Annotated in this window: 22 protein-coding genes; 1 reads left to right on the top strand and 21 read right to left on the bottom strand. The window is 53.5% G+C overall.

The annotated features are described in order from the left end of the window. The first annotated feature begins 170 nt into the window (after positions 1-170). Positions 171-1,091: a ribonuclease Z gene (rnz, locus tag DA718_RS08540; protein ID WP_112213002.1), complete on the top strand. Its 921-nt coding sequence runs from the start codon at positions 171-173 to the stop codon at positions 1,089-1,091. A 48-nt stretch (positions 1,092-1,139) separates the two neighbouring features. Here rnz and DA718_RS08535 read toward each other — a convergent pair whose 3' ends face one another. The 21 genes from DA718_RS08535 to DA718_RS08435 form a co-directional block, all read right to left on the bottom strand. Beyond that, on the bottom strand, positions 1,140-1,670 hold the full coding sequence (locus DA718_RS08535) for a tyrosine-type recombinase/integrase (RefSeq protein WP_112213001.1): 531 nt from the start codon (positions 1,668-1,670) through the stop codon (positions 1,140-1,142). A gap of 34 nt (positions 1,671-1,704) precedes the next feature. Continuing rightward, positions 1,705-2,214 (bottom strand): fimbrial protein, encoded by a 510-nt coding sequence (locus DA718_RS08530; protein ID WP_112213000.1) that lies wholly within the window; start codon positions 2,212-2,214, stop codon positions 1,705-1,707. A 12-nt stretch (positions 2,215-2,226) separates the two neighbouring features. Next, positions 2,227-3,264, bottom strand: a complete 1,038-nt coding sequence (locus DA718_RS08525; RefSeq protein WP_112212999.1) for a fimbrial protein — start codon at positions 3,262-3,264, stop codon at positions 2,227-2,229. Positions 3,265-3,283: 19 nt separating this feature from the next. Next, positions 3,284-5,833 (bottom strand): fimbria/pilus outer membrane usher protein, encoded by a 2,550-nt coding sequence (locus DA718_RS08520; RefSeq protein WP_112212998.1) that lies wholly within the window; start codon positions 5,831-5,833, stop codon positions 3,284-3,286. 30 nt (positions 5,834-5,863) lie between these two features. After that, positions 5,864-6,526, bottom strand: coding sequence for a fimbrial biogenesis chaperone (locus tag DA718_RS08515; RefSeq protein WP_112212997.1), 663 nt, complete (start codon positions 6,524-6,526; stop codon positions 5,864-5,866). 63 nt (positions 6,527-6,589) lie between these two features. Continuing rightward, a complete protein-coding gene (locus DA718_RS08510; RefSeq protein ID WP_112212996.1) occupies positions 6,590-7,117 on the bottom strand; it encodes a fimbrial protein in 528 nt (175 codons plus the stop codon). Positions 7,118-7,543: 426 nt separating this feature from the next. Then, the gene (locus DA718_RS08505; protein ID WP_112212995.1) at positions 7,544-8,095 is read right to left on the bottom strand and encodes a tyrosine-type DNA invertase; all 552 of its coding nucleotides are present in this window, start codon (positions 8,093-8,095) and stop codon (positions 7,544-7,546) included. A 198-nt stretch (positions 8,096-8,293) separates the two neighbouring features. Then, positions 8,294-9,751, bottom strand: coding sequence for an NADH-quinone oxidoreductase subunit NuoN (gene nuoN / locus DA718_RS08500; protein WP_112212994.1), 1,458 nt, complete (start codon positions 9,749-9,751; stop codon positions 8,294-8,296). Positions 9,752-9,757: 6 nt separating this feature from the next. Next, the gene (nuoM, locus tag DA718_RS08495; RefSeq protein ID WP_112212993.1) at positions 9,758-11,287 is read right to left on the bottom strand and encodes an NADH-quinone oxidoreductase subunit M; all 1,530 of its coding nucleotides are present in this window, start codon (positions 11,285-11,287) and stop codon (positions 9,758-9,760) included. Positions 11,288-11,537: 250 nt separating this feature from the next. Then, positions 11,538-13,379, bottom strand: coding sequence for an NADH-quinone oxidoreductase subunit L (gene nuoL / locus DA718_RS08490; RefSeq protein WP_112212992.1), 1,842 nt, complete (start codon positions 13,377-13,379; stop codon positions 11,538-11,540). Then, entirely contained in the window at positions 13,376-13,678 is a 303-nt protein-coding gene (nuoK, locus tag DA718_RS08485; protein ID WP_110272284.1) for an NADH-quinone oxidoreductase subunit NuoK, read from the bottom strand. The genes nuoL and nuoK overlap by 4 nt, the downstream gene beginning before the upstream one ends. Next, positions 13,675-14,229: an NADH-quinone oxidoreductase subunit J gene (gene nuoJ / locus DA718_RS08480; protein WP_112212991.1), complete on the bottom strand. Its 555-nt coding sequence runs from the start codon at positions 14,227-14,229 to the stop codon at positions 13,675-13,677. Before nuoJ ends, nuoK begins: the two co-directional genes overlap by 4 nt. Positions 14,230-14,239: 10 nt before the next feature. Continuing rightward, positions 14,240-14,782, bottom strand: a complete 543-nt coding sequence (nuoI, locus tag DA718_RS08475) for an NADH-quinone oxidoreductase subunit NuoI (RefSeq protein ID WP_015365590.1) — start codon at positions 14,780-14,782, stop codon at positions 14,240-14,242. Between the two features lie 13 nt (positions 14,783-14,795). Then, positions 14,796-15,773: an NADH-quinone oxidoreductase subunit NuoH gene (nuoH, locus tag DA718_RS08470; protein WP_110272281.1), complete on the bottom strand. Its 978-nt coding sequence runs from the start codon at positions 15,771-15,773 to the stop codon at positions 14,796-14,798. Further along, positions 15,770-18,496, bottom strand: a complete 2,727-nt coding sequence (gene nuoG / locus DA718_RS08465) for an NADH-quinone oxidoreductase subunit NuoG (RefSeq protein ID WP_112212990.1) — start codon at positions 18,494-18,496, stop codon at positions 15,770-15,772. Before nuoG ends, nuoH begins: the two co-directional genes overlap by 4 nt. Before the next feature lie 32 nt (positions 18,497-18,528). Next, positions 18,529-19,866 (bottom strand): NADH-quinone oxidoreductase subunit NuoF, encoded by a 1,338-nt coding sequence (gene nuoF / locus DA718_RS08460; RefSeq protein ID WP_112212989.1) that lies wholly within the window; start codon positions 19,864-19,866, stop codon positions 18,529-18,531. Beyond that, a complete protein-coding gene (gene nuoE / locus DA718_RS08455; protein ID WP_004104075.1) occupies positions 19,863-20,363 on the bottom strand; it encodes an NADH-quinone oxidoreductase subunit NuoE in 501 nt (166 codons plus the stop codon). The genes nuoF and nuoE overlap by 4 nt, the downstream gene beginning before the upstream one ends. Before the next feature lie 2 nt (positions 20,364-20,365). Further along, positions 20,366-22,174 carry an NADH-quinone oxidoreductase subunit C/D gene (gene nuoC, locus DA718_RS08450; protein WP_112212988.1) on the bottom strand — a complete coding sequence of 603 codons (1,809 nt, stop codon included), beginning with the start codon at positions 22,172-22,174 and terminating at the stop codon, positions 20,366-20,368. An 88-nt stretch (positions 22,175-22,262) separates the two neighbouring features. After that, positions 22,263-22,937, bottom strand: a complete 675-nt coding sequence (gene nuoB, locus DA718_RS08445) for an NADH-quinone oxidoreductase subunit NuoB (protein ID WP_002913178.1) — start codon at positions 22,935-22,937, stop codon at positions 22,263-22,265. Positions 22,938-22,952: 15 nt separating this feature from the next. Further along, positions 22,953-23,399 (bottom strand): NADH-quinone oxidoreductase subunit NuoA, encoded by a 447-nt coding sequence (gene nuoA, locus DA718_RS08440; protein WP_004123140.1) that lies wholly within the window; start codon positions 23,397-23,399, stop codon positions 22,953-22,955. Positions 23,400-24,051: 652 nt separating this feature from the next. Next, positions 24,052-24,978, bottom strand: coding sequence for a LysR family transcriptional regulator (locus DA718_RS08435; RefSeq protein WP_112212987.1), 927 nt, complete (start codon positions 24,976-24,978; stop codon positions 24,052-24,054). Positions 24,979-25,001: the final 23 nt, after the last annotated feature.

The following is a 25,001-nucleotide window of genomic DNA, read 5'->3' as shown; positions in this document are numbered from 1 at the left end:
CAGTAGGCGTTATTGGCGCAGCCAGTTTGGGCACGGACAGCGCGGAGAAACCGGAGCGTACACGTAGTACGTGAGGATTTCGAGCACTGCCCAGGTCCAAAATGGCAAGTGAAATAGTCCTAATGGGATAGGCTCTCAATCTTTGACTTACGCCCTAAGGACACTGGACGATGGAATTACTATTTTTGGGGACATCCGCTGGCGTGCCCACCCGTACGCGTAATATGACGTCGATAGTGTTGAATTTGCAACAGCCAACAACGGCTGAGATGTGGTTGTTCGACTGCGGGGAGGGAACCCAGCATCAGTTTCTGCAAACCCCTTATCACCCCGGCAAACTGAATAAGATTTTTATCACCCATTTACATGGCGATCATCTGTTCGGCCTTCCCGGTCTGCTATGCAGTCGCTCGATGCAGGGTAATTCGCTGCCGCTGACGCTGTATGGGCCAAAAGGGCTTAAGGAGTTCGTAGAAACCGCGCTGCGCCTTAGTGGTTCCTGGACCGATTATCCGCTAACCATCGTCGAGGTCGGGCCTGGTTTGGTGTTTGATGAACAGGGCTATCGGGTTAGTGCATATCCGTTAAATCATCCGGTTGAGTGTTATGGCTATCGCATCGAGCAGCACGATAAACCAGGTGCTCTTGATGCCGCCCGGCTTATCGCTGACGGCGTCCCCTCCGGTCCGTTGTTCCACCGTTTAAAGCAAGGATTAACGGTTGAGCTGGAAGATGGGCGGATAATTGACGGTAGCCGCTATCTTGGTCCGGCGACACCGGGGAAAAAGCTGGCTATTTTCGGCGATACGGCACCCTGCCCGGAGGCGCTGGAACTGGCACGCGACGTGGATGTCATGGTCCACGAGGTCACTCTGGAGCAGGTGATGGCGGAAAAAGCCAATAGCCGCGGGCATTCAGTCAGTCAACAGACGGCCGCGCTGGCGCGCGATGCAGGCGTCGGTACGCTTATCGCCACTCATTTTAGCTCACGCTATGATGTTAAGGGCTGTCAGCGCCTTCTTGCTGAATGTCAGGAGATTTTTCCGTCAACTTTGTTAGCGGAAGATTTTCTGGCCTATACCGTGGACTAAAAGCGGGCGTCGCGCGGTGAATAACGGCCGCGCGTTTACGCCCGTAAATTACTCTTCAACATAACCGTTATAACGCAGGATAGATTTTAAATTCCGATAGCCAAGGTAATCCTGAATAGAATCGTCATCAATGCCTTTCTTACCCAGTTCATAGCCACAGGCATGACGTAGCATTCGTGGGTGAACATTCTGCTTTAGCTTCGCTAGTTCACAGCATTCGCGAATAATTTGATAGAAACGCTGTCGGGTCATCTTATTTCCCCTTGAGGAGAGAAAAAGAAGATCGCTATGGGCCGGGTAACATTCCCGAGCCAGCAGCCAGCGCTGCAACGAAATAACCTCTTTCGGCTGCAAAGGGTGATAGCCTGATACACCGTGGCGAGCCCGGCGAATATAGACCCGCTTACCGGGCAAGTCGACATCACTCAATGTTAATGCCGTGATTTCATTAATTCGACAACCGTGCAGAAAGCACATTTGAATCATGCAGCTATTTCTTTCCGGGTGAGCACAATAATGTGCAGCAAGAACCAGACGCTCAACGTCTTTCTCGCTAAGATATTCCGTTTCATCCTGCATACGACATTCCTTTTCATCCATTTAACTCATAAAATTACTGATAGGTAAAAGTCAGTTGCACCACTGATTCGAATTTCCCGACCGTTACCCCTCCTTGGGTTGAATATAAGCGAGCCGCCAGCGGGAATTCACCCTTGCCGGTACTGCTGTTAATAGCAATGGTCATTTGATCCTGATTTTTATATGTTATTGAATGATCGGTACTGGTTATCTGCAGCGCGATATTCTGCGCCGCATCACTGGCAGCCATATTGGCGAAATGCGTAGCGTCATCGCCATCGGTGACACCATCAAACTTCACCGTCGCTTTGGTGGTTCCTGCCGGGCAGTTTTCTATATTTAAGCTAAAGGTTTTCCACCCTGAAACGTCACCAGCCGATTGAAAATCAATATTCAGGAGCGTACCAAAATTAACCTCCTGATATTTTGTATCGGTGCTTACGTCACAGGGAAGATAATAAATATTACCTTTAACATTCAGAGGAATTCCGCCCCAGGATGAAAAAACAGGCAGCAACAATACCAACCACAGTGCCTTTTTCATTATTCTCTCCTGTTATTCAATTTCTGCCTGAATGGTTGCCGTAGCCGTAAATCCACCGCCATCAGGTAAATTGCCTGTAGTATTAATCGGATAGATTTTCATGGTCGTATTCCCAGTCTGGGTCGAATAATTCAGATTGACCGGCAGAAGCCCTGAGATGACCGGAATTTTGACACCGGTAATATTTTCAATCCGTACCGCAATATCGCTATTGGTGGTCACCAGCGCAGTATTGTCATGGCTATCCTGTGTTCCCTGGAATGAAAGGGAGATTTTGACCCCAGCGGAAATATTGGTGCAGGCCACGGTCATATTTACCGTATGCGGGGTAAATCCCGTCGGCATTTGGTTTGCCGTCTTAAAATTATTGGCGGCAATATCGCCAAAATCAACATTAATCGGCTGACCGGTATTTATCTCACAGGATTGCGGTACCGTAACCGAACCGCTCATTGTTATCTGCGTCATCGGAATAGAGCTGTAGCTCCCCGCTCTCCTTGTTCCATAGACATTAAGTATTATCGTCGGAGGAATTGTCACCTGACCAACAAATGGCCGGGTAAAGTAGAGTGAAATATATCCCCGTGAACCTGTATCAAAAAGCGTACCGCCAGTATTACAAACAAAAGAGTTATTATTCAGATTACTTGCATCCTGAACAGGTGTCGGTACAAATTGATTTAGTTTTCCCGCAATATATAGCTCGCTGGCGATCTCCAAATACTGATTAAGTCTATAATAATTAAGCCCGCTACGTGTTTGTGTCGCGACAAGCCCAGGAATGGTTGTTTTATACAATATGGGTATGCCAGTTACCGTTTCGCAATCACATTTTGCCTGATAGCTTCCCCCTGTATTCCACTGATATAGGCGAGGAAACTCCATTCCGGCCTGGTTTTGCGAAGGATTAGTAAAGGTTTCAATAAATGAAAAATGGTCCTGAAAAGGGGCTTTGGTCATGGTTTCACACCATTCGGTGGCCGCCATCGCCTGCGGCGATATCACCAACGCCGTCAGGCCTGCCAATATTCCCCATGAAAATCGTTTCATTGTCTCTGCATCCTTTCGATTAGCGGCATAGCCCCTGGGCTACAATAATACCGGTGAGGGTTTTACCTGACGGCAGCGCATACTGGATCCGGCAGCGATCTTGCGTGCCAGAGCCCCATTTCACGTTGAGTACACCGTTAGACTCCAGACCGGTCAGGTAGACTTGTCCGCCCTCGCCAACGATAAATGCCTGCTCTGACGCCGCAGCTCCAGGTACGCTGACCATGGCACCGAAAGGTACAGGCTGGCCATTCGCCCGGCGCACCGTCATCAGCACCCGGTTCCCCACGCTGGTGGTATAGCTTGCGCGAACTACCGCCCCACGGGTTGGCACCACCGTCTGAGTGGTTAGCTCAAGATCGACATCGTCTGGCATCGTGCTAGTGTCAAGGGTCAATATATTCTTACGATACGGCGAGGTATAAGGCACCACGGCATAGCCTCGCCAGTCGGTCCTGACGCCGGTCTGGTTGTTGACACCAACGCCTGAGGCACCTGGCGCTTTAACTAAAGCCAGGGTTTCACCAAAAGGCTGCCCCAACGTCAGGCCATTTTCATGCGCCAGCACCCCGCCGCGTAGGGCGTAGTTCAGGCGATGGCTGTATTTATCATGGCTGTAGCCGCCAGTGAGCTCAGCATAGGTCGCACGCCAGTCGGCATTGATGTTGCCGCTCTCCCCTCTTCCCTGGCTGGTATAGCCTTCCTGTACGCTCCAGCTCAGGTTATTACGCTCCAGTAAGGTGCCGGAGAGGCCCAGATTATTGCTGGTAGAGCCATTTTTACTGCTATTCAGGGAGTAGTTGGCATAAACCGGCTTCGGTAGCCATTCGCCCAGAGGAATGCTAATGCTCAGCGCGAACAAGTGATCTTCGTCATTACGCTTACCGGTGCTATGGTCAGTGGTATTGCGGTTATAGCTGTAGTTCATGCTATAACTGATGCCGCGCCAGCTGTTGTTGTAGCCGACGCCGACGGACTCCATCGTGCGCCCGGTGTTCCAGTAATCTTCGCGGATATAGCTTAACGACATCGACCCCATTTCTTCGCCCAGGCTCTGGCTCAGAGTAACTTCTCCCCGGTTGCGCCGCCGTTCGATTGAAGAGGTATAATTGTCATCCCGGTAGGTATCCAGCACTTCCTGCATATCCCAGTAGCCACTGGTCGCATAGCGATATCCTGCCAGAGAGACGTTGGTGCCCAGTCCCGGGAGATCTTTGCTGTAACGGATGCGTACGGACTGCCCACTCTCTTTGTCTTTATCCTGGCGGTTCGACCAGGCTTGAGTGACGTCCGTTGATACGGCGCCAAGCTCACCGAGGTTTTTCCCCATCCCCAACGCCAGCGACTGATATTTGCTGCTAAACTGGCCGCCGCCGTAAAGGGTTATCCCCCACGGCAAGCCGTAAATAGCCGTCGCTTGTGTGAGCGGTGTTTCATCAATGCTATTGTCGTAGGCTCGGTATACGCCGGAGGTCACGCTATATTTGAGGCGGCCCTCACGCTGCAGAACAGGCAGGGAAGCATATGGCACTATCAGGTTCTGCTCGCTGCCATCGGATTCTTTGATAGTGACCGATAAATCGCCCGATCCGCCAGTTGGATACATATCGGTGATTTCAAAGGCTCCGGGAGAGACATAGGTCTGATAAATCTCATAACCGTTCTGACGAATAATGACCTGAGCATTCGTACGCGCAATCCCCCGGACGACCGGCGCATAGCCGCGCAGGCTTTCCGGTAGCATATCGTCATCGGAAGCCAGCATCGCCCCGCGGAAGGGAATACCTTCAAAAACGTCAGCATCGGTGCTGCTGTCGCCCAGCGTCATCACCCCTTGCAGGGCATTAATATTGCGCTGAGCATAGGTATAAACCGTATCCCAACTGTTACTGGACTCTCCTCCACTGCTGCTGCGATTCCAGGTCGTGTAATTGCGCAAACGCCACGGCCCGATATTGATACCGGGGCGCAGGTTAACGTATTGATTATCGCTGTTCGGCGTGTCGTTCTTGCGCGACCAGTTATTTGCTCCACTTAAAGAGTAGTTCAACAGAAGTGCAGTCACCCCGTCATCCCACTGTTTCGGGTCAACCCAGCCCCGCGCCGCGCTGGAAACCGCCGCCTGAGGGAAGCTTAATAGCAGGCGCTGCTGGCTAAAACGGAAATCAGCCTTTGCCTGAGGTATAACCTCCAGATCCGCGCAGTCCGCCGATTTACGACCTAATTCAGGAAATTGCTTGACTCGCACGCCCCATTCGGCAAGCTCTTCAACTTTCAGACAGGGCTGCAGTGCCGCTTCGCCCGGTACTCGGCTTTGCTGAAAGATGACATCCCGGGTCTCCATAAAGATATTGTTGAGGTAAATATCGACCCGATAGGTTCCCGGCTGCTGCCCTCCGGCCTGTTCGTAAGCCGATAAATCCCTGACGCCCATCTGCGGGCCATCCATTTCCAATAATGCAGGGTTAAACACATCCCGCGCCAGCGCATCATCACACCACGGTATCAAGGCAACGGCCAGAGCTCCGGCTATCCGGTTAAGCCGCCATTTGTTATGGTTATTTTTCATTCTCTCTGGAACTCCCTGGCCCGATAGCCTTTACAAATTAGCGTTATGCTGTGCGCCAATACCGCCGTAATCATTAATCAGTTTCCACCGCAAAGAGCCCATGCTACCGCGCGGTAAGTCAAAGCTTGCCGTCGCGCCAGGCGCCACCCAGTTGGCTTCTTTAACTTCTGCGCCACCGATTTTTACCTCGGCGAAATTCATATAAAACGCAGTGGGATTAGTGACCTGCAGCGTATTGCCACTGCGCGTCCAGCGAAGCTGCTCCGTCACTGTTTCCGGCGTTCCCGCAACGGATTTCGGCCGATAAATTAATTTGATACGGGTTTTAATGGCGATTTGTAATGTGTTGGCGCCAGCCTTAGCCTGTGAGGATGGAATCGCTTTGATATTCATCCAGAACATACTTTCTTTGTTTTCCGGCAATCCACCGCTATAAATCACTCGCAGGCGGGTCTGCTGCTCACCATCCAGGCGAAATAAAGGCGGCGTTAACAGAAAAGGGGCGGTCCCTTTATCGGTCTCGACCCAGCTTTGGATAAGATAGGGTGTAGCGTCATTGTTGGTTACGCTCAGAGAAGACTCTTTTTTGCCACCGGGATAAATCAGGCGAGTACCGCCAGTGACAACGCCCGCATGTGCCACAGCGCCCATCAACAGCCATCCAGCCATCAGCACTTTCAGGTATTGTTTCATCTACCAGCTCCCTGGAAAAGCGAGCCAATTACGGCTCGCTAGCACGGTCAAATAGACGGAGAATCAGTTGTAGCTGATTGTGAAGTTAGCGGTACCGTTAGCTTTACCAGCAACAACAGTAGTGTCAGTCTGGATATAACGAACGCGGAATGGCAGATCGATATTGCCGGTAGACGGGATGGTCAGGCTGGTAGAACGGGTGAACAACGGCAGGGTATTGTTGTTGCTACCATCAACCAGCTGCAGAGCTACGCCTGTAGCGACACTAGGTTCTGCGGTCAGTTGCAGTTTGTCATTGTCGCCGCCAACGTTAGTGCCGGAGAACAGCACCGATGCTTTAGTCACAGTAGTCGGGCAGTTTTCCAGTTTGATATCGAAACCTTGCTCAGCCGCAGTAGAACCGGGACCGGTAAACGCTGTCTTGGCGATCTGTCCCATTTGGACTTCCAGCGGGTTAGACAGGTCGTTGACCACGTCGCAGCCGGCATCAATGATTTCGCCAAGAAACTTCACCTGACCATCATCTGCCAGCGCAGCACCAGAGAACGTCGCGCAACCGGCAACAACAGCAGCAAGTAATGTTTTTTTCATGATTAATCCTTTTCAATGCAGTCAATGCATTAACTTAAAAGCGCAATACCGTGCGCATCCTTTTATTTACGTTTGATATTAATAACGCACCAAAACATTGACCCATGAAATGGATATAATATTTTGAAGTGGTCATTTTGTATCAATTTGACCACTTCAATTAATTGGAATATAAATTGCCAGGGAAGGCATTTTTGATCTTATATTTACAAGGATAAACCCTAATAAACATGATAAAAAACTAACAGCTGGAGCGAGATACGATTCATACGCACTACAAATTTATCTCAATTAACAAATAGACATATTATATGGTTAATGTAATGACATGAAAAATATAATAAAAAAAATTGTTAGACACAAATTGACATTGTTAATAACCATAGATAGCATAGGAGTCAGTTTGATACAAAATGACTATTTCATTTACCAAACCTCCCTAAACCTCGCATCATTACTTGCAGTATAAATAACCGTATGTTGAATATTCCGATGTCCGAGAAAGTCCTGAATTAATCGCGTATCCACACCGTTATTCGCCAGCGCAAAGCCGCACGCATGGCGCAGCATATGCGGATGGGCGTTGATTTCAAGTTGAGCTTCAAGACTGAGGTTCTTCATCATCTGATATATTCTCTGCCGCGATAAAGGCTGACCATTACGTGATAAAAAAAGCCAACCTGAGTTATTCCCCGGATAATCCTTGCGCACATTTAACCATTCACTGAGAATCTTCTCTTCTCGTTTATAAATAGGATGGGTTGTTGAAAAACCATTCTTCAGCCGCCGAATATAAATAACCCCACTTTGAATATCGATATCAGATAGCTTCCAGTGACGAATTTCACTCACTCGGCACCCATGATTAAAACACATCCACAATAAACAGACATCACGCTCCGGATTTGCCCCTCGCCTTGCCGCATCAACCAGACGCTCAACTTCCCCGATGGTTAAATGCTTACGCCTTGTTTTCATTCACTTTCTCCATCAACAACGCACAACAGTGTGCGTAGTAATAATAGTACGGAAAATAAGAGGATGAGGGGAAACGTAAAGTGAGGCTAATATGACAAACCGCATGACAAATACGAATATTAAAGAAAATATACATCCATTTTTCACCGATAAAAAAAGGACCGCCGAAGCGATCCTTTTTCTCAGATAGTTGTCAGGTTACATCAGCGGCATCGCCAGCTGCACGATGCTAATCAACGGCTGCGGCCATACGCCAAGCACCAGCACCAACAGCGCGGAGATCAGCACTACGATGCCCCCGGCGCTGTACTGCCAGTTAGACGGCGCATCGCGATTGAGTTTCTCCGGTGCGCTCAAATACAGGCTTACCGCAACGCGCAGGTAGTAGTAGAGACCGATTGCCGAACCGACAACCACCGCCCCTACCAGCCACCACAAGTGCGCATGTACACCGACCGCCAGCACGTAGAACTTACCGATAAAGCCCAGCGTCATCGGTATACCGGCGAGGGATAGCATCATCACCGTCATCACAGCCGACAGGATCGGGCGATGCCAGAACAGGCCTCGATATGAATAGAGCGAATCCGCATCCGGCCCGCGATACGGGCTGGACATCAGGCTCACCACGCCAAACGCGCCGAGACTGCTGAACAGATAACCGGCCAGATAGACGCCCACCGCTTCCATCGACATCTCGCCGCTCTGCAGAGCAATCAGCGCCACCAGCAAATAGCCAAGATGAGAAATGGAAGAGTAGCCAAGCAGGCGTTTGATATTGGTCTGGCTCAACGCCATCAGGTTACCGAAGATAATCGACGCGAAAGCGATAAGGCCCAGCACCACGCGTACGGCCTCGCTGTTGCCGACTGGCACATACAGGAACAGACGCATCACCACGCCAAAGATAGCAATCTTGCTGGCGGTCGCCAGGAAGGTTGATACTGGCGCAGGCGCGCCCTGGTAGACGTCCGGCGTCCACAGATGAAACGGTACCAGCGACAGCTTGAAGCCCAGACCGACAATCATCAAGCCCACACCAGCCAGCAGCAACGGTTCATGTAGCGTGCTGTCAGCCAGGTTCTTACCCAGGGCGAGGAAGGACAGGTTACCGGAGTTCGCATACACCAGCGCGATACCGAACAGCAGGAAAGAAGAAGCGACGGCAGACAGAATGGTGTATTTGATACTGGCTTCCAGCGAGCGTTTCTGACGGAAGGCGTAACCCACCAGACCAAACAGCGGCAGAGAGATAAGCTCAATACCGAGGAACAACGCCGCCAGATGGTTAGCGCCCGCCAGCAGAATACCACCCAACGCGGCGATCAGCACCAGCAGGTAGAACTCTTCTTTATTGTCCTTGTAGCCCTCAAGCCACGGATAAGCAAAGGTACAGGTCGCCAGACTCGCTAGCAGCACCAGCCCGGTATAGAGCATGGAATAGCCGTCAACGCGAATCAGCGGCGTCACGTCCATCGCCCCATTCTGCCCCACGAACCAAAGTGAGACTAGCGCGACGTTGAGGCCGAGAACCGATAGCGTGGCATTGAGGAAATGATTGCGTCGCCACGCAATGGAGAGCATCACAACCACCACCGTCAAGCCGACGATCAGCAGCGGTAGCAGTGCGATCAGTTGTTGTGGAGTTATTGTCATGGCGAATTACGGCCTTGTAGTAGAAACAGAATTAACAAACCACTGCTGAATATTGCTCATCGCAGAGTGCGAGGTGTCCAGAATCGGCTGCGGGAAGAAGCCCAGCAGCACCAGCAGAACAACCAACAGCAGAACGATAGACAATTCACGCAGGGACATTCCCGGCAATTCTTTTGCAGCAATTTCGCTCTTTGCTTTACCAAAGTACGCGCGATGCAGCATCGACAGCGAGTAAACGGAAGCGAACACCAGACCAAAGGTGGAAATAATGGTAATCACCGGTACGGTTTTATAGCTGCCGAACAGAATCATAAATTCGCCGACGAAGTTACCAGTACCCGGCATCCCCAAAGTCGCAACGGCAAAGAACATTGACAGTGCCGGAAGCCACTTAATTTTGCTCCACAGGCCGCCCATCTGGCGCATATCGCGCGTATGCAGACGTTCATACAGCTGGCCGCACAGAATGAACAGACCGGCTGCGGACAGACCGTGCGCAATCATCTGAATCACCGCTCCCTGATAAGCCAACTGGCTGCCGGTGTAGATAGCAATCAGCACAAAGCCCATATGGGAAACAGAAGTGTAAGCAATCAGGCGTTTGATGTCGTACTGGCTGAAAGCCATCCACGCGCCATAGAAAATGCCGATAACGCCCAGCCACATGGCAATAGGTGCAAATTCAGCGGAAGCGTTGGGGAACAGCGGCAGCGCGAAGCGCAGCAGACCGTAGGCCGCGGTTTTCAGCAAGATCCCCGCGAGGTCAACGGAACCCGCGGTCGGCGCCTGCGAGTGCGCATCCGGCAGCCAGCCGTGCAGCGGAACTACCGGCATTTTCACCGCAAAAGCGATAAAGAAGCCCAGCATCAGCATGTATTCCACACCATGCGACATCGGCGTCTTCAGCAGCTCTTCATAGTTGAAGGTCCACACGCCGGTGGCGTTGAAGTGAACAAACGCCAGCGCCAGAATGGCAATCAGCATCACCAGACCGCTCGCTTGGGTATAAATGAAGAACTTGGTTGCCGCCGTGATACGCGTTTTCCCGTCGGAAGCCTTATGACCCCAGAGTGCTATCAGGAAATACATCGGCACCAGCATCATTTCCCAGAAGAAGAAGAACAGGAACAGGTCGATAGCCAGGAACACGCCAATCACGCCGCCCAGGATCCACATCAGGTTAAGATGGAAAAAGCCCTGATACTTCTCGATTTCGCGCCATGAACAGAGCACCGCCAGCACGCCGAGCAGCCCGGTCAGCACCACCATCAGCAGCGACAAACCGTCGATCGCCAGATGAATGCTAATGCCGAAGCGCGGGATCCACGGCATCACGAATTCTGACTGCCACTGCGGAATACCGCTAGATTGCGTGAGAGAGTAGCCACCCTGCATCCACAGTTGCAGGCCAAGCACAAACGTCAATCCCATGGTGATCAGCGCGATCCAGCGCGGCATCTTCACGCCGAAGCGTTCAGTCTGCCAGCACAGGAAGCCGCCGATAAAGGGGATTAATATCAACCAAGGTAATAACATGGTGATCTTTGTTCCTTGTTTAAGTCCTGTTCAGGCTATCTCACTCGTCATAGCGAACCCCGGCTGTGCTCGCAATCCTCACGTACTCCAGTACGCTCCGGTTGCTGCGCGCAGGCGGTGTCCACTCTGACTTCGCCGATAACGCCTGTCCTTTTAGACTTGATTTTCAACGAATTTTAAAAAATTCTCTTCGGGTTTGTAGGCCCGGCAAGCGCAGCGCCACCGGGCAAAACACTCCCAATCCTCACACTCAATGCAATACCATCAGCAGCGCCAGCACCACGACCGCACCGATGCTCATGGAAGCCACATACCAGCGCAAATAGCCGTTCTCGCTTACCACCAGGCCTTTGCCTGCGAAGCGGGAAAGGATCGCCGGGATGTTCATCAGCGCATTCAGCGGATCGCTTTTCAGCAGCCACGCCACGCCGAGGAACGGCTTCACGAACACTTTGTCGTATAACCAGTCAAAGCCCCAGGCGTTATACCACCAGGTACCGAGCAGACGGCCCGGTGCGCTGTTGGCAATCGACGTCACCAGCGTGCGTTTACCCAGCCACAGCCATGCAGCAATCAGAATGCCTGCTATCGCCACAACGCCAGAGGTAATCTCCAGGGTCATGACGCGACCATGCTCAAGCTCAGTGGTTGACGGCAATACACCATGCAGCGGCGGCACAATCAGCGCGCCAACGAAGGTGGACAGCACCATCAGCACAATCAGCGGCAGATGATGGGTAATCCCCTTCCCTGCGTGCGCGTGAATTTGCTCTTTGCCGTGGAACACGATGAAAATCATGCGGAAGGTATACAGGGAGGTCATAAACGCTCCGACCAGACCGGCAACCATCAGATTGAGATGACCGTTAGCCATCGCACCAGCCAGAATCTCATCCTTACTGAAGAAGCCTGCGGTAATCAGCGGCAGTGCGGACAGCGCCGCGCCCCCCACCAGGAAGCAGACATACACCAGCGGAATAGACTTACGCAGGCCACCCATCTTGAAGATGTTCTGTTCGTGATGGCAGGCCAGAATCACCGAGCCGGACGACAGGAACAGCAGCGCTTTAAAGAAGGCATGCGTCATCAGGTGGAAAATCGCCGCATCCCACGCCTGTACGCCGAGCGCGAGGAACATGTAGCCAATCTGGCTCATGGTGGAATAAGCGAGTACGCGTTTGATATCGGTCTGCACCAGCGCGGCGAAACCCGCCAGCACCAGCGTCACCGCACCGACGATCCCCACCAGATGCAGAATTTCCGGGGTCATCAGGAACAGACCATGTGTGCGGGCAATCAGGTACACACCCGCGGTCACCATGGTTGCAGCGTGGATCAGCGCAGAGACAGGCGTCGGGCCTGCCATCGCGTCAGCAAGCCAGGTCTGCAACGGCAGCTGTGCGGATTTACCCACCGCGCCGCCCAGCAGCATCAGGGTCGCCCACGTCAGCATATTGTTGCCGGCTTCAAAATGCGCAGGCGCCAGTTCGACCATTTCGCGGAAGTTCAGGGTGCCCAGTTCGTTGTAGAGAATGAACAGCGCAAACGCGAGGAACACATCGCCAACGCGGGTCACCACAAACGCTTTCATCGCCGCAGCGCCGTTCTTCGGATCGGTATAGTAGAAACCGATCAGCAAATAGGAGCACAGACCCACACCTTCCCAGCCGAGGTACATCAGCAGCAGGTTATCAGCAAGAACCAGAACCACCATGCTGGCGATAAACAGGTTGGTATAGGCGAAGAAACGGGAGTAGCCCTCTTCACCGCGCATATACCAGGAGGCGAACATGTGGATCAGGAAGCCGACACCGGTGACTACGGAAAGCATGGTCAGCGACAGACCGTCCAGCACCAGGTTGAAGCCGACGTTGAAATCGCCCACCGACATCCAGGTCCACAGCGGAACGCTGACCGCCTGCCTGCCGTTAGCAAAGAAGTCGATGCCAACAAACGCCGTCACCAGCGCCGCCAGGCCAACCGAGCCCATCCCGATGGTGGCGGACAGATTCTCCGACCAGCGCCCGCGAGAGAAGGCCAGCAGAACAAAGCCAATCAATGGCAAAAGAATGGTTAAGGCAAGCATGTTCATCCGCGCAACTCACTTACTGAATCGATGTTCAGGTTCTGGCGACGACGATGGAGCTGCAGCAGCAGCGCCAGGCCGATACTCGCTTCTGCGGCGGCAAGGGTGATGGCGAGGATATACATTATCTGACCATCAGCCTGGCCCCAATAACTCCCGGCAACCACGAAAGCCAGCGCGGAGGCGTTGATCATGATCTCCAGGCTAATCAGCATAAACAGCAGATTACGACGGATTATCAGCCCCGTCAGGCCAAGGACAAACAGGACGGCGGCGAGGATCAGTCCATGTGTTAAGGGGATCATGCGTGTTCCTCCGTTTTTCTTTTGTCGCTGTCGTTCTGACGGTTGCTCAGCACTTCCCCGACGCGCTCTTCGCGGCCGATATGGAAGGCGACAACCAGGCCCGCCAACAGCAGCATGGAAGCCAGTTCCACCGCCAGTACGTACGGACCAAACAGCGCAATACCCACTTCTTTGGCATTAATCGCCGCACCGTCGATCCCCTGGTCGTTAAGACCGAGTATGGCGTAAACGATAACCACCAGCAGCACAGCGGAAAGGATGGCCGGGCCAATCCAGATCCCCGGTTTCAGCCATTGACGTTCCTGCTCGATTTCGCTGCCGCCCAGGTTGAGCATCATCACCACGAAAACGAACAGCACCATAATGGCCCCGGCGTAAACGATAATTTCCAGCGCACCGGCGAAGTAAGCGCCCAGCGAGAAGAACACCCCGGCAATCGCCAACAGCGAAATAATCAGGTACAGCAGCGCATGCACCGGATTGGTGTGGGTGATCACCCGCAGGGTGGCGAGGATGGCTATCAGGCCACAGATATAAAAAGCGAATTCCATTGCCCTCTCCTTACGGTAACAGGCTCTTGACGTCGATAGGCTTGGCTTCGTTCTCTGCTTCGCCCTTATCTTTGCCGTCGATTGCCATACCCGCCATCCGGTAGAAGTTATATTCCGGGTATTTGCCCGGACCGGAAATCAGCAGATCCTCTTTTTCGTACACCAGGTCCTGACGTTTGTATTCGCCCAGTTCAAAGTCCGGGGTCAACTGGATCGCCGTGGTCGGGCACGCTTCTTCGCACAGGCCGCAGAAAATGCAGCGTGAGAAGTTGATGCGGAAAAACTCCGGGTACCAGCGACCGTCTTTGGTCTCCGCTTTTTGCAGAGAGATACAGCCCACCGGACACGCTACCGCACACAGGTTACAGGCAACGCAGCGCTCCTCGCCGTCCGGATCGCGGGTCAGCACGATACGACCACGGTAGCGCGGCGGTAGATATACCGGCTCTTCCGGGTACATCTGAGTTTCACGTTTGGCAAAGGCGTGCATCCCGATCATGCAGATACTGCGGACCTGGGTGCCAAACCCTACCAATAATTCTTTTAAGGTCATGGTCTAAAGCCCCTTATGGCTGCTGCCAGAGAATGACAGCCGCCGTTACCAACAAGTTGACGAGCGTCAGCGGCAGGCACACTTTCCAGCCGAAGGACATTACCTGGTCATAACGCGGACGCGGTAAGGACGCACGAATCAAAATGAACATCATCATGAAGAACGCGGTTTTTAGCGCAAACCAGATGAATGGTGGTAAGAACGGACCTTGCCAGCCACCGAAGAACAGCGTCACGATCAGCGCTGATACGGTAACAATCCCGATATATTCGCCAACGAAGAACAGACCGAACTTCATGCCGGAATATTCAATGTGGTAACCATCTGCCAGTTCCTGTTCCGCTTCCGGTTGGTCAAACGGGTGACGGTGACAAACCGCCACACCCGCAATCGCAAAGGTCACGAAGCCAAAAAACTGCGGAATAACGTTCCACAGATGTTCCTGGTTATTGACGATGTCGGTCATATTGAATGAACCGGCCTGCGCCACCACGCCCATCAGGGACAGTCCGAGGAACACTTCGTAGCTCAGGGTTTGCGCAGAAGCACGCATTGCACCCAGCAGAGAGTATTTGTTGTTGCTCGACCAACCGGCGAACAGCACCGCGTACACCGCGAGGCCTGCCATCATCAGGAAGAACAGGATCCCGATGTTAAGATCGGCAACCACCCAGCTTGGGCTGACCGGCACAATGGCGAAGGCCAGCAGCAGCGAGGTGAAGGCGATAACCGGTGCCAGGGTAAAGATCATACGGTCCGAGAATTTCGGTACCCAGTCCTCTTTAAAGAACATTTTGATCATGTCGGCAACGAGCTGTAGCGAACCGCCCCAGCCCACGCGGTTAGGTCCGTAGCGGTTCTGGAACAGGCCGAGCAGACGACGTTCGCCAAAGCTCATGAACGCGCCGCAGGTCACCACCACCAGCAGAATCACCACCGCCTTGAGGATGCCTAACAGAATGTCGATGAGATCGGGAGTTAACCAACTCATGCTTTCGCCTCCTGCAAAGTATCAATACGCGCGCCGGTCAGTACCGGTGCGATGCCCGGCATGCCCATCGGTAAGCCAACCTGCCCTGCCGTCAGCCCCGCCGAAATCACCAGCGGCAGACTAAGGGTCTGACCTTCAACGCTGAAGGAGACCATCGCGCCGTTATTTACGCCCAGCTTCGCGGCATCTGCCGGGTTAAGCTTAACGTACGGCTGCGGCATGCGGCTCTGGAATACCGGAGAACGCTGCGACATTTCGTCGCTGCCGAACAGATGGTAGTAAGGCGCAATACGCCATTTCCCTTCTTCAGCTTCGAAGCTTGCCGGTACCACGGTAAAGTACTCCAGACCGCTGGCGGAAGCTTCAATCAGACGCACGCCCGGATCGCCATGGCGCAGTTTCCCGCCCACCTCATCCTGGAACTTGTTCCACGCCTGCGGGGAGTTCCAGCCCGGCGCCCAGGCGAACGGAATCTGCGAACGCGGAGCGGATGGCTGGTTGTTCCCTTCCATGGAGAAGGCGAACATGGTGTCTTTATCCTGCGGCTGACGCGGTTCATGCACGCTAATGTTAGCGCGCATCGCCGTACGGCCGCTGTAGCGATGCGGTTCACGAGCCAGTTTCTGGCCGCGAATGCGGAAGGTCGCATCCGGCGCGGCGTCTTTGATACCGGCCAGTTGCGGCAGTGCGGCAATCGCAGCGTCAATAACGTGATCCAGCTGCGTCCAGTCGACCTGACGGTTGTTGACGGTGCTGTGCAACGAGTGCAGCCAACGCCAGCTTTCCAGCATCACGGTTTTCGCATCGTAGTAGGCCGGATCGTAAACCTGGAAGAAGCGCTGGGCGCGACCTTCGTTATTCACCACCGTGCCATCGCTTTCCGCAAAGCTTGCCGCGGAGAGCACCAGATGCGCTTTATCCATAATCGCCGTACGCTGATGGTCGACCACCATCACCAGCGGCGCTTTCGCCAGCGCCGCATCAACGCGGGCGGCAGAAGCATGGCGGTGCAGGTCGTTTTCCAGCACGATAACCGCATCGGCGGCACCGGTTTCCAGTTCGCTCAGCGCCTCTTCAAGAGAGCCGCCGCCGATCATGCCGAGGCCAACACTGTTCACCGCGCGGGCAACCATCGTTACGCCAACGTCAGCACCGCGGCCTTTAAGGGCTTTCGCCACGTTGGCCGCAGCCTGAATGACCTCAATGCTGCCAGCATTGGTTCCAGAAACAATCAGCGGTTTTTTCGCTCCGGCCAATGCCTGAACGATCACATCGACTTTACCTTTCAGATCGCTGCTCAGCCCTTCCACAACCGGGGCGCTGTCATCCAGCGCATGGGCAATAGCAAAGCCGAGGCGCGCCTGATCTTCTACCGGCGCACGGTAGGTCCACGCGGCGATATCGTCAAGGCGAGTATCATCAATATTGGTCACAAACAGCGGATGCTTCGCGCGCTGGCCAATGTTAAGGATCGCGGCGATCTGCCAGTCGGCGACTTTCTGCGCCGCCGCCATTTCACGTGCTTTGCCTTTCACCGCCTGACGCACCGCCAGCGCAATACGCGCGCCGGTCTGGGTGATGTCCTCACCGAGGATCAACACCGCATCGTAGGATTCAATTTCGCGCAGCGCCGGGGTATGAATACCGCCATCGCGCAGCACTTTCAGCATCATCTGCAGGCGTTCTTGTTCACCTTTAGCAATGCCGGTATAGAAGTTATCGGCGCCGACCAGATCGCGCAGCGCGAAGTTGCTTTCGATGCTGGCGCGCGGGGAGCCGATACCAATGACTTTCTTCGACTGGCGCAAAATATCCGCCGCGCCCTGCATCGCCTGTTCGGCGTTGAGGGTGATGAAGTCGTCGCCACGGCGCTGAACCGGCTGACGCGGACGGTCTTTCAGGTTCACATAGCCATACCCGAAACGACCGCGGTCGCAGAGGAAGTAGCGGTTAACGGTACCGTTGTAACGGTTTTCGATACGGCGCAGTTCACCGTAACGCTCACCGGGGCTGATGTTGCAGCCAATGGAACACTGCTGGCAGATGCTTGGCGCAAACTGCATGTCCCATTTACGGTTATAGCGCTCGGAGTGCGTTTTATCAGTGAAGACGCCGGTCGGGCAAACTTCAACCAGGTTGCCGGAGAACTCGCTTTCCAGCACGCCGTCTTCCGGGCGACCGAAGTAGACGTTGTCGTGCGCGCCATAAACGCCCAGGTCGGTACCATCAGCATAATCTTTATAGTAACGAACGCAGCGATAGCAGGCGATGCAACGGTTCATTTCGTGCGAGATGAACGGCCCCAGGTCCTGGTTACGATGGGTACGCTTGGTAAAGCGGTAGCGACGGAAGCTATGACCGGTCATCACGGTCATATCCTGTAAGTGGCAGTTACCACCTTCTTCGCAGACCGGGCAGTCGTGCGGGTGGTTGGTCATCAACCACTCAACGACGCTCTCGCGGAACTGTTTCGCTTCGGTGTCGTCGATAGAAATAAAAGTGCCGTCGGATGCCGGTGTCATACAGGACATCACCAGGCGGCCACGCGTGTCTTCCGCGTTTTGATATTGCTTCACCGCACACTGGCGGCAAGCACCAACGCTTCCCAGCGCCGGATGCCAGCAAAAGTATGGAATATCAAGACCAAGAGAGAGACAAGCCTCTAGCAGGTTGTCCGCTCCATCGACCTCGTATTCTTTGCCGTCTACATGAATCGTAGCCATTAGCGTGCTTCCAAAATAAATAATTCTTTAGATTACCAGCGCGTCTTAAGCAGGTTCGGCTGAATACCGTTGATTGCATGGGTATTGCTGAACTGCTGCTTGATGCCTGCCTCGAATTCTTCGCGGAAATATTTAATCGCGCTCTGCAGCGGCTCAACCGCGCCCGGCGCGTGCGCGCAGAAGGTTTTCCCCGGCCCGAGGAATCGACACAGTTGCTCAAGTGTTTCGATATCCCCCGGCTGACCTTCGCCGCGCTCCAGAGCGCGCAGAATTTTCACGCTCCACGGCAGCCCGTCGCGGCACGGCGTACACCAGCCGCAGGACTCGCGGGCGAAAAACTCTTCCAGGTTGCGCACCAGCGATACCATGTTGATCTCGTGGTCAACGGCCATCGCCAGCGACGTCCCCAGGCGGCTCCCCGCTTTACCGATGCTTTCGAATTCCATCGGCAGGTCAAGATGCGCTTCGGTCAGGAAGTCGGTTCCCGCACCGCCCGGCTGCCAGGCTTTAAACTTCAGGCCATCGCGCATGCCGCCCGCATAATCTTCGAGGATCTCGCGCGCGGTGGTGCCGAAAGGCAGCTCCCAGACGCCCGGATTTTTCACCCGACCAGAGAAGCCCATCAGCTTGGTGCCGGCATCTTTACTGGTGGAAATGTTCTGATACCACTCAACGCCGTTAGCCAAAATCGCCGGGACGTTGCACAGGGTTTCGACGTTGTTAACGCAGGTTGGTTTACCCCATACACCGGAGCTTGCCGGGAACGGCGGCTTGGAGCGCGGGTTCGCGCGGCGGCCTTCGAGAGAGTTAATCAACGCGGTTTCTTCGCCGCAGATGTAGCGCCCTGCCCCGGTGTGGACAATCAGTTCGAAGTCAAAACCGCTACCAAGAATGTTTTTTCCCAGCAGACCCGCTTCGTTCGCTTCGGCAATCGCCCGGCGCAGATGCTGAGCCGCTTCAATATATTCGCCGCGCAGGAAGATGTAGCCGCGATACGCTTTCAGCGCAAACGCGGAGATCAGCATGCCTTCAACCAGCAGGTGCGGCAGCTGTTCCATCAGCAGGCGGTCTTTATAGGTGCCCGGCTCCATTTCATCGGCATTACACAGCAGGTAACGGATGTTCATGGATTCGTCTTTCGGCATCAGGCTCCACTTCAAGCCGGTGGAGAAGCCCGCGCCGCCGCGCCCTTTCAGGCCAGCGTCTTTTACCTGATTAACGATTTCGTCCGGTGCCATCCCACAAAGCGCTTTACGCGCCCCGGCATAACCGTTTTTACTCTGGTATTCATCCAGCCAGACCGGCTGTTTGTCGTCACGCAGACGCCAGGTTAACGGATGGGTTTCGGCAGTACGAATAATGGTTTTCATTTATACCGCTCCAGGAGGTCAGGAATCGCTTCCGGCGTCAGATAACTGTGAGTGTCCTCATCAATCATCATCGTCGGCCCCTTGTCGCAGTTGCCCAGACAACAGGTCGGCAGCAGAGTGAAACGGCCATCAAAAGTGGTTTGACCCGGTTTGATGTCCAGCTTCTTCTCGATAGCCGACTGAATGCCCTGGAAACCAGTGATATGGCACACCACGCTGTCGCAATAGCGAATCACGTGACGGCCTACTGGCTGGCGGAAAATCTGACTGTAGAACGTTGCCACTCCTTCTACGTCGCTGGCCGGGATCCCCAGCACATCGGCGATAGCGTAGATTGCGCCGTCCGGCACCCAGCCGCGCTGCTTCTGAACGATCTTCAGCGCTTCAATGGACGCCGCACGCGGGTCTTCGTAGTGGTGCTTTTCGTGCTCAATCGCCTCACGCTCTGCCGCACTCAGCTCAAAAGCCTCGGTTTGTGGTTGTTGATTCTCGTGCATAATTAGCGGTCCACGTCTGACATAACAAAATCGATACTACCCAGATAGACGATCAGGTCTGATACCAGGCTGCCGCGAATCGCCGCCGGGATCTGCTGCAGGTGCGCATAGCTCGGCGTGCGGATACGGGTGCGGTAGCTCATGGTGCTGCCGTCGCTGGTCAGGTAGTAACTGTTAATACCCTTCGTCGCTTCAACCATCTGGAAGGATTCATTGGCCGGCATGACCGGGCCCCAGGAAACCTGCAGGAAGTGCGTAATCAGGGTTTCGATATGCTGCAGCGTGCGCTCTTTCGGCGGCGGCGTGGTCAGCGGGTGATCCGCTTTGAACGGGCCTTCCGGCATGTTATCGAGGCACTGCTGAAGAATGCGCAGGCTCTGGCGCAGCTCTTCCACTTTTAGCATCACGCGGGTGTAGCAGTCGGAAACACCGCCGCCGGTCGGGATTTCAAAGTCGAAGTTTTCATAGCCAGAATAGGGACGCCATTTACGAACGTCGAAACCAATACCGGTGGCGCGCAGACCTGCTCCAGTAGTGCCCCACTCCAGCGCCTCTTTCGCGCCATAAGCAGCCACCCCTTTTGAACGGCCAATAAGGATGGTGTTACGCAACGCGGCTTTCTCGTAGGAGTCCAGACGCTTTGGCATCCACTCAAGGAATTCACGCAGCAGACGATCCCAACCGCGCGGCAGGTCGTGGGCGACGCCGCCGATGCGGAACCAGGCCGGGTGCATACGGAAGCCGGTAATCGCTTCAACCAGATCGTAGATTTTCTGACGGTCGGTAAAGGCGAAGAAGACCGGCGTCATCGCACCGACGTCCTGAATAAAGGTCGAAATATAGAGCAGGTGGCTGTTAATGCGGAACAGCTCGGATAGCATCACGCGGATCACGTTGACGCGATCCGGCACGGTGATCCCGGCTAGTTTTTCCACTGCCAACACGTACGGCATCTCGTTAACGCAGCCGCCGAGGTATTCAATACGGTCAGTGTATGGGATGTAGCTGTGCCAGGACTGGCGCTCGCCCATCTTTTCAGCGCCGCGGTGGTGGTAGCCGATGTCTGGTACGCAGTCGACAATCTCCTCGCCATCAAGCTGCAGAATAATACGGAACGCACCGTGTGCAGATGGGTGGTTCGGGCCGAGGTTGAGGAACATGAAGTCCTCGTTTTCAGTCCCGCGCTTCATACCCCACTCTTCCGGTTTGAAGGTCAGCGCTTCCATTTCCAAATCCTGTTTGGCTTTGGTCAGCTCAAACGGATCGAATTCGGTGGCGCGGGCCGGATAGTCTTTGCGCAGCGGGTGGCCTTCCCAGGTTGACGGCATCATGATGCGACGCAGATTCGGGTGACCATCGAAGGTGACGCCAAACATCTCCCAGGTTTCACGCTCATACCAGTTGGCGTTGGGGTACAGTTTGGTAAAGGTCGGCAGGTGCAGATCGTTTTCCGAAAGCGCAACCTTGAGCATGATGTCGCGATTGCGGTCTACTGAAATCAGGTGATAGAAAACGGAAAAATCCGCGGCGGGTAAACCGTCGCGGTGCGTGCGCAGACGTTCATCCATGCCGTGCAGGTCAAACAGCATTACGTAAGGCTTTGGTAATCTCTTCAGGAAATCACCCACCTCAAGCAGCTGTTCGCGCTTCACCCAAACCACCGGAACGCCGGTGCGGGTTGGCTGAACGGTAAAGGCATCCGGCCCAAAACGGTTGCGCAGTTCGCCGATCACCGGGTCATCAAGGTGATCGCGGGTTTGCCAGGCTGGTGCGGCATCATGCGCAGTTAAATCGGTCATATTGTTCACCATTGCAAAAGGTCCGTGGTGACTGCCGGGCGAGGCTTCGCTGCTTTAGTAGATTGATTTGCGAAGTCTTTTTCCCGCCCGCAGGCGCAAGTTAAATCTCGTCCGGAGTCCGCAGATTGGTCACTGCAATACGTTCGCCGCGTTTACGCTCGCGTTCCGACTGCATGTTGGCGCGATACACGCCCTGATCGCCAACCACCCACGAAAGCGGACGACGTTCTTTACCAATGGATTCCTGCAGTAGCATCAGCGCCTGCATATAAGCTTCCGGACGCGGCGGGCAGCCCGGGATGTAAACATCAACCGGAATGAACTTATCCACACCCTGTACGACAGAGTAAATATCGTACATACCGCCGGAGTTAGCGCATGCGCCCATGGAGATAACCCACTTTGGCTCCAGCATCTGGTCATAAAGACGCTGAATAACCGGGGCCATTTTGGTGAAGCAGGTGCCCGCCACTACCATCAGGTCCGCCTGACGCGGGGAAGCACGCAGCACTTCGGCGCCAAAACGCGCAACATCGTGCACCGCGGTAAAGGACGTCACCATTTCCACATAGCAGCAAGAAAGGCCGAAGTTATAAGGCCAGATTGAGTTCTTACGGCCCCAGTTCACCATGTCATGCAACGCGTGTTCGAGTTTTCCCATATACACGCTTTTGTTGACTTCTTGCTCAAGGGGGTCAGTTACGATCTCCTGTTTTTGCAGGGGGTAACGGTCGTTCTCACCGTTAGGATCGATGCGGGTGAGCGTATAATCCATCTTATTGCCTCGCTTTTACTGCGTATGACGGTTAGTGGGACTGTCTGTTTCCGGGTTAACCAGCGTGCGACGGGAGCGCGCAGGCGTCCAGTCCAGTGCGCCGATACGAACGAGGTAAACCAGACCAGCCAGTAACACTAAAATGAAAATTGCGGCTTCCACAAAGCCGACCCAGCCGCTTTCACGGATAGAAGTCGACCATGCGTAGAGATACAGGGCTTCCACGTCGAAGATAACGAAGAACATGGCAACCAGATAAAACTTCGCAGAAAGGCGTAAGCGAGCTGAACCAACGGAGTCGATCCCGGATTCAAATGGCGTGTTCTTGCTACGCGCGCGCGCGCGTCCGCCGAGGTACCAGCCGCCGACAAGCATCAGGCAGCACAGACCGATAGCGATGATGAGAAATATAGCGAATGCCCAATGATGAGCGATGACTTCAGTGGATGTTGACATACGCATTGCTTAACCAAAAAAGTGTAGCGCTAAAACCCTCTGCTCTTACTGGCAGATGAACGCCACAGCGTTTCACGGGGAGGAATAAAAAAATAGCCGTGCAAAAAAGCGTCCCTGGTTGATGCGGAAGGCCAGTTGCGGTGGCTTTTTACTCCTTTCATTAACCTTTTGTCAACTTCAACAAAAGTTTTAACAACATTAATTTACATTGGATTTTTTTCATTAACATTAAATGCCCTTTGATGCGGAATAACCTTGCATACCATTCGGATTTAATGCTGTTGAATCGTGTCCGTTTCCATCGTAAATCAAAATTACCCGGCTATTTTGACAGGATTTAGCCACGATTCCTCCCCCTAAGGAGGGGTATTTTCTTGATCTGTGACACGCTTTTGTTAATTGAACCCCAAAAACAGCAACAAACCATCCGGTTTTTTAACATTAGCAGGAAGTATTGAAAGTGCCGAGAAAAGTACAGAAGTGGGATGAAGCGCAAAACTAACTCACTGATTTTAATAAAAACAAATCAATAATATATTCAATTCCTCAATAAAATTTGAAAAAAAAGAACCACAGTGCCCATTTCAGCTTTCTGTGGTTCTTTTTTACACTTACATTTTGTTACCAGTTTTTGTGACGTTTGTTAGCTTTTTGCCCTTCAGGAAACCAGGGAATTATCTCCCCCTTCAGGAGTATAAACATGCTCTGTCAACAACAGTTCGCGATCCGCACTTAGAGACTGGAAAATGGTGCGAGCTAACTCACTGGCCTTCTGTTGATCGCAGAGCAACACATAGTGTGTATCCGGCAACACAGGTAAGCCATCGCTCCTGCCTGGCACCCGGAGCGCCGGGTTCATCATTTCAACGGGTTGTGCGGTCACGCCAAGCCCAGCCTTCACCGCGGCCTTAACGCCCGCCAGTGAGGATGCCGCATGGGCCAGATGCCAGGGCAACTGGGCCGTATTAAGTACCGAAATGATATCCTCCCGGAACGGACCCGGCGCATCCAGTAAGATAAGCGGTATAGATTCGCCTTGTGGAAGGTCATAATCTGCTGCGCAGTACCACAGCGTCGGTGAACGACGTAACGTCAACGTCTCGAAGTTGTCCGTTTGACGGGTTGTCAGCGCGAGTTCAATCCCCCCATTCTTTAGCATCTCTACTACATCAACATGGCTGAGAACTTTGATTTCCAGCGTCAATTTGGGATAAAAACTTCCGATTCGATTCAATAAGAACGGTAAAATTGTATCTGCCGTCTCATCGGATGCACCGATGGTTAGCGTTCCCTGTAGGCTGCCGAACATTAACGACATACAGGCTTCGTCATTGAATCGCAGAATTTTCCGCGCATACCCCAGTAGCTGAATACCCTGTTCCGTGAGTAATTTATTGCGCCCGTGGCGAGCAAAAAGTTCTTTTCCAACCAGTTGCTCCAGTCGTTGCATCTGCTGGCTTACCGCTGACTGTGTGCGACACACCGCCACGGCGGCAGCGGCAAACGTATTGAGATCGGCGACGGCAACAAAGGTTCTCAGTAAATCGAGGTCTAAATTTAGTATCGGGCGATTTTCATTTATCATAGTTGCTTCACTTACAGGCGACT

This window comes from Klebsiella huaxiensis, from assembly GCF_003261575.2.
GTDB lineage: Bacteria > Pseudomonadota > Gammaproteobacteria > Enterobacterales > Enterobacteriaceae > Klebsiella > Klebsiella huaxiensis.
Note: the sequence above shows the minus strand (reverse complement) of the source record. Positions and strands in the feature narration are given on the sequence as shown.

Bases quoted from the DNA above. Each gene is read 5' to 3' on its own strand.
- nuoN (WP_112212994.1), bottom strand. From the start codon at position 9,751: ATGACAATAACTCCACAACAACTGATCGCACTGCTACCGCTGCTGATC.
- DA718_RS08530 (WP_112213000.1), bottom strand. From the start codon at position 2,214: ATGAAAAAGGCACTGTGGTTGGTATTGTTGCTGCCTGTTTTTTCATCC.
- DA718_RS08525 (WP_112212999.1), bottom strand. From the start codon at position 3,264: ATGAAACGATTTTCATGGGGAATATTGGCAGGCCTGACGGCGTTGGTG.
- DA718_RS08520 (WP_112212998.1), bottom strand. From the start codon at position 5,833: ATGAAAAATAACCATAACAAATGGCGGCTTAACCGGATAGCCGGAGCT.
- DA718_RS08510 (WP_112212996.1), bottom strand. From the start codon at position 7,117: ATGAAAAAAACATTACTTGCTGCTGTTGTTGCCGGTTGCGCGACGTTC.
- nuoI (WP_015365590.1), bottom strand. From the start codon at position 14,782: ATGACCTTAAAAGAATTATTGGTAGGGTTTGGCACCCAGGTCCGCAGT.
- nuoH (WP_110272281.1), bottom strand. From the start codon at position 15,773: ATGAGTTGGTTAACTCCCGATCTCATCGACATTCTGTTAGGCATCCTC.
- rnz (WP_112213002.1), top strand. From the start codon at position 171: ATGGAATTACTATTTTTGGGGACATCCGCTGGCGTGCCCACCCGTACG.
- nuoA (WP_004123140.1), bottom strand. From the start codon at position 23,399: ATGCGTATGTCAACATCCACTGAAGTCATCGCTCATCATTGGGCATTC.
- nuoF (WP_112212989.1), bottom strand. From the start codon at position 19,866: ATGAAAACCATTATTCGTACTGCCGAAACCCATCCGTTAACCTGGCGT.
- nuoB (WP_002913178.1), bottom strand. From the start codon at position 22,937: ATGGATTATACGCTCACCCGCATCGATCCTAACGGTGAGAACGACCGT.
- nuoL (WP_112212992.1), bottom strand. From the start codon at position 13,379: ATGAACATGCTTGCCTTAACCATTCTTTTGCCATTGATTGGCTTTGTT.
- DA718_RS08535 (WP_112213001.1), bottom strand. From the start codon at position 1,670: ATGCAGGATGAAACGGAATATCTTAGCGAGAAAGACGTTGAGCGTCTG.
- DA718_RS08435 (WP_112212987.1), bottom strand. From the start codon at position 24,978: ATGATAAATGAAAATCGCCCGATACTAAATTTAGACCTCGATTTACTG.
- nuoK (WP_110272284.1), bottom strand. From the start codon at position 13,678: ATGATCCCCTTAACACATGGACTGATCCTCGCCGCCGTCCTGTTTGTC.
- DA718_RS08505 (WP_112212995.1), bottom strand. From the start codon at position 8,095: ATGAAAACAAGGCGTAAGCATTTAACCATCGGGGAAGTTGAGCGTCTG.
- DA718_RS08515 (WP_112212997.1), bottom strand. From the start codon at position 6,526: ATGAAACAATACCTGAAAGTGCTGATGGCTGGATGGCTGTTGATGGGC.
- nuoM (WP_112212993.1), bottom strand. From the start codon at position 11,287: ATGTTATTACCTTGGTTGATATTAATCCCCTTTATCGGCGGCTTCCTG.
- nuoE (WP_004104075.1), bottom strand. From the start codon at position 20,363: ATGCACGAGAATCAACAACCACAAACCGAGGCTTTTGAGCTGAGTGCG.
- nuoC (WP_112212988.1), bottom strand. From the start codon at position 22,174: ATGGTGAACAATATGACCGATTTAACTGCGCATGATGCCGCACCAGCC.
- nuoJ (WP_112212991.1), bottom strand. From the start codon at position 14,229: ATGGAATTCGCTTTTTATATCTGTGGCCTGATAGCCATCCTCGCCACC.
- nuoG (WP_112212990.1), bottom strand. From the start codon at position 18,496: ATGGCTACGATTCATGTAGACGGCAAAGAATACGAGGTCGATGGAGCG.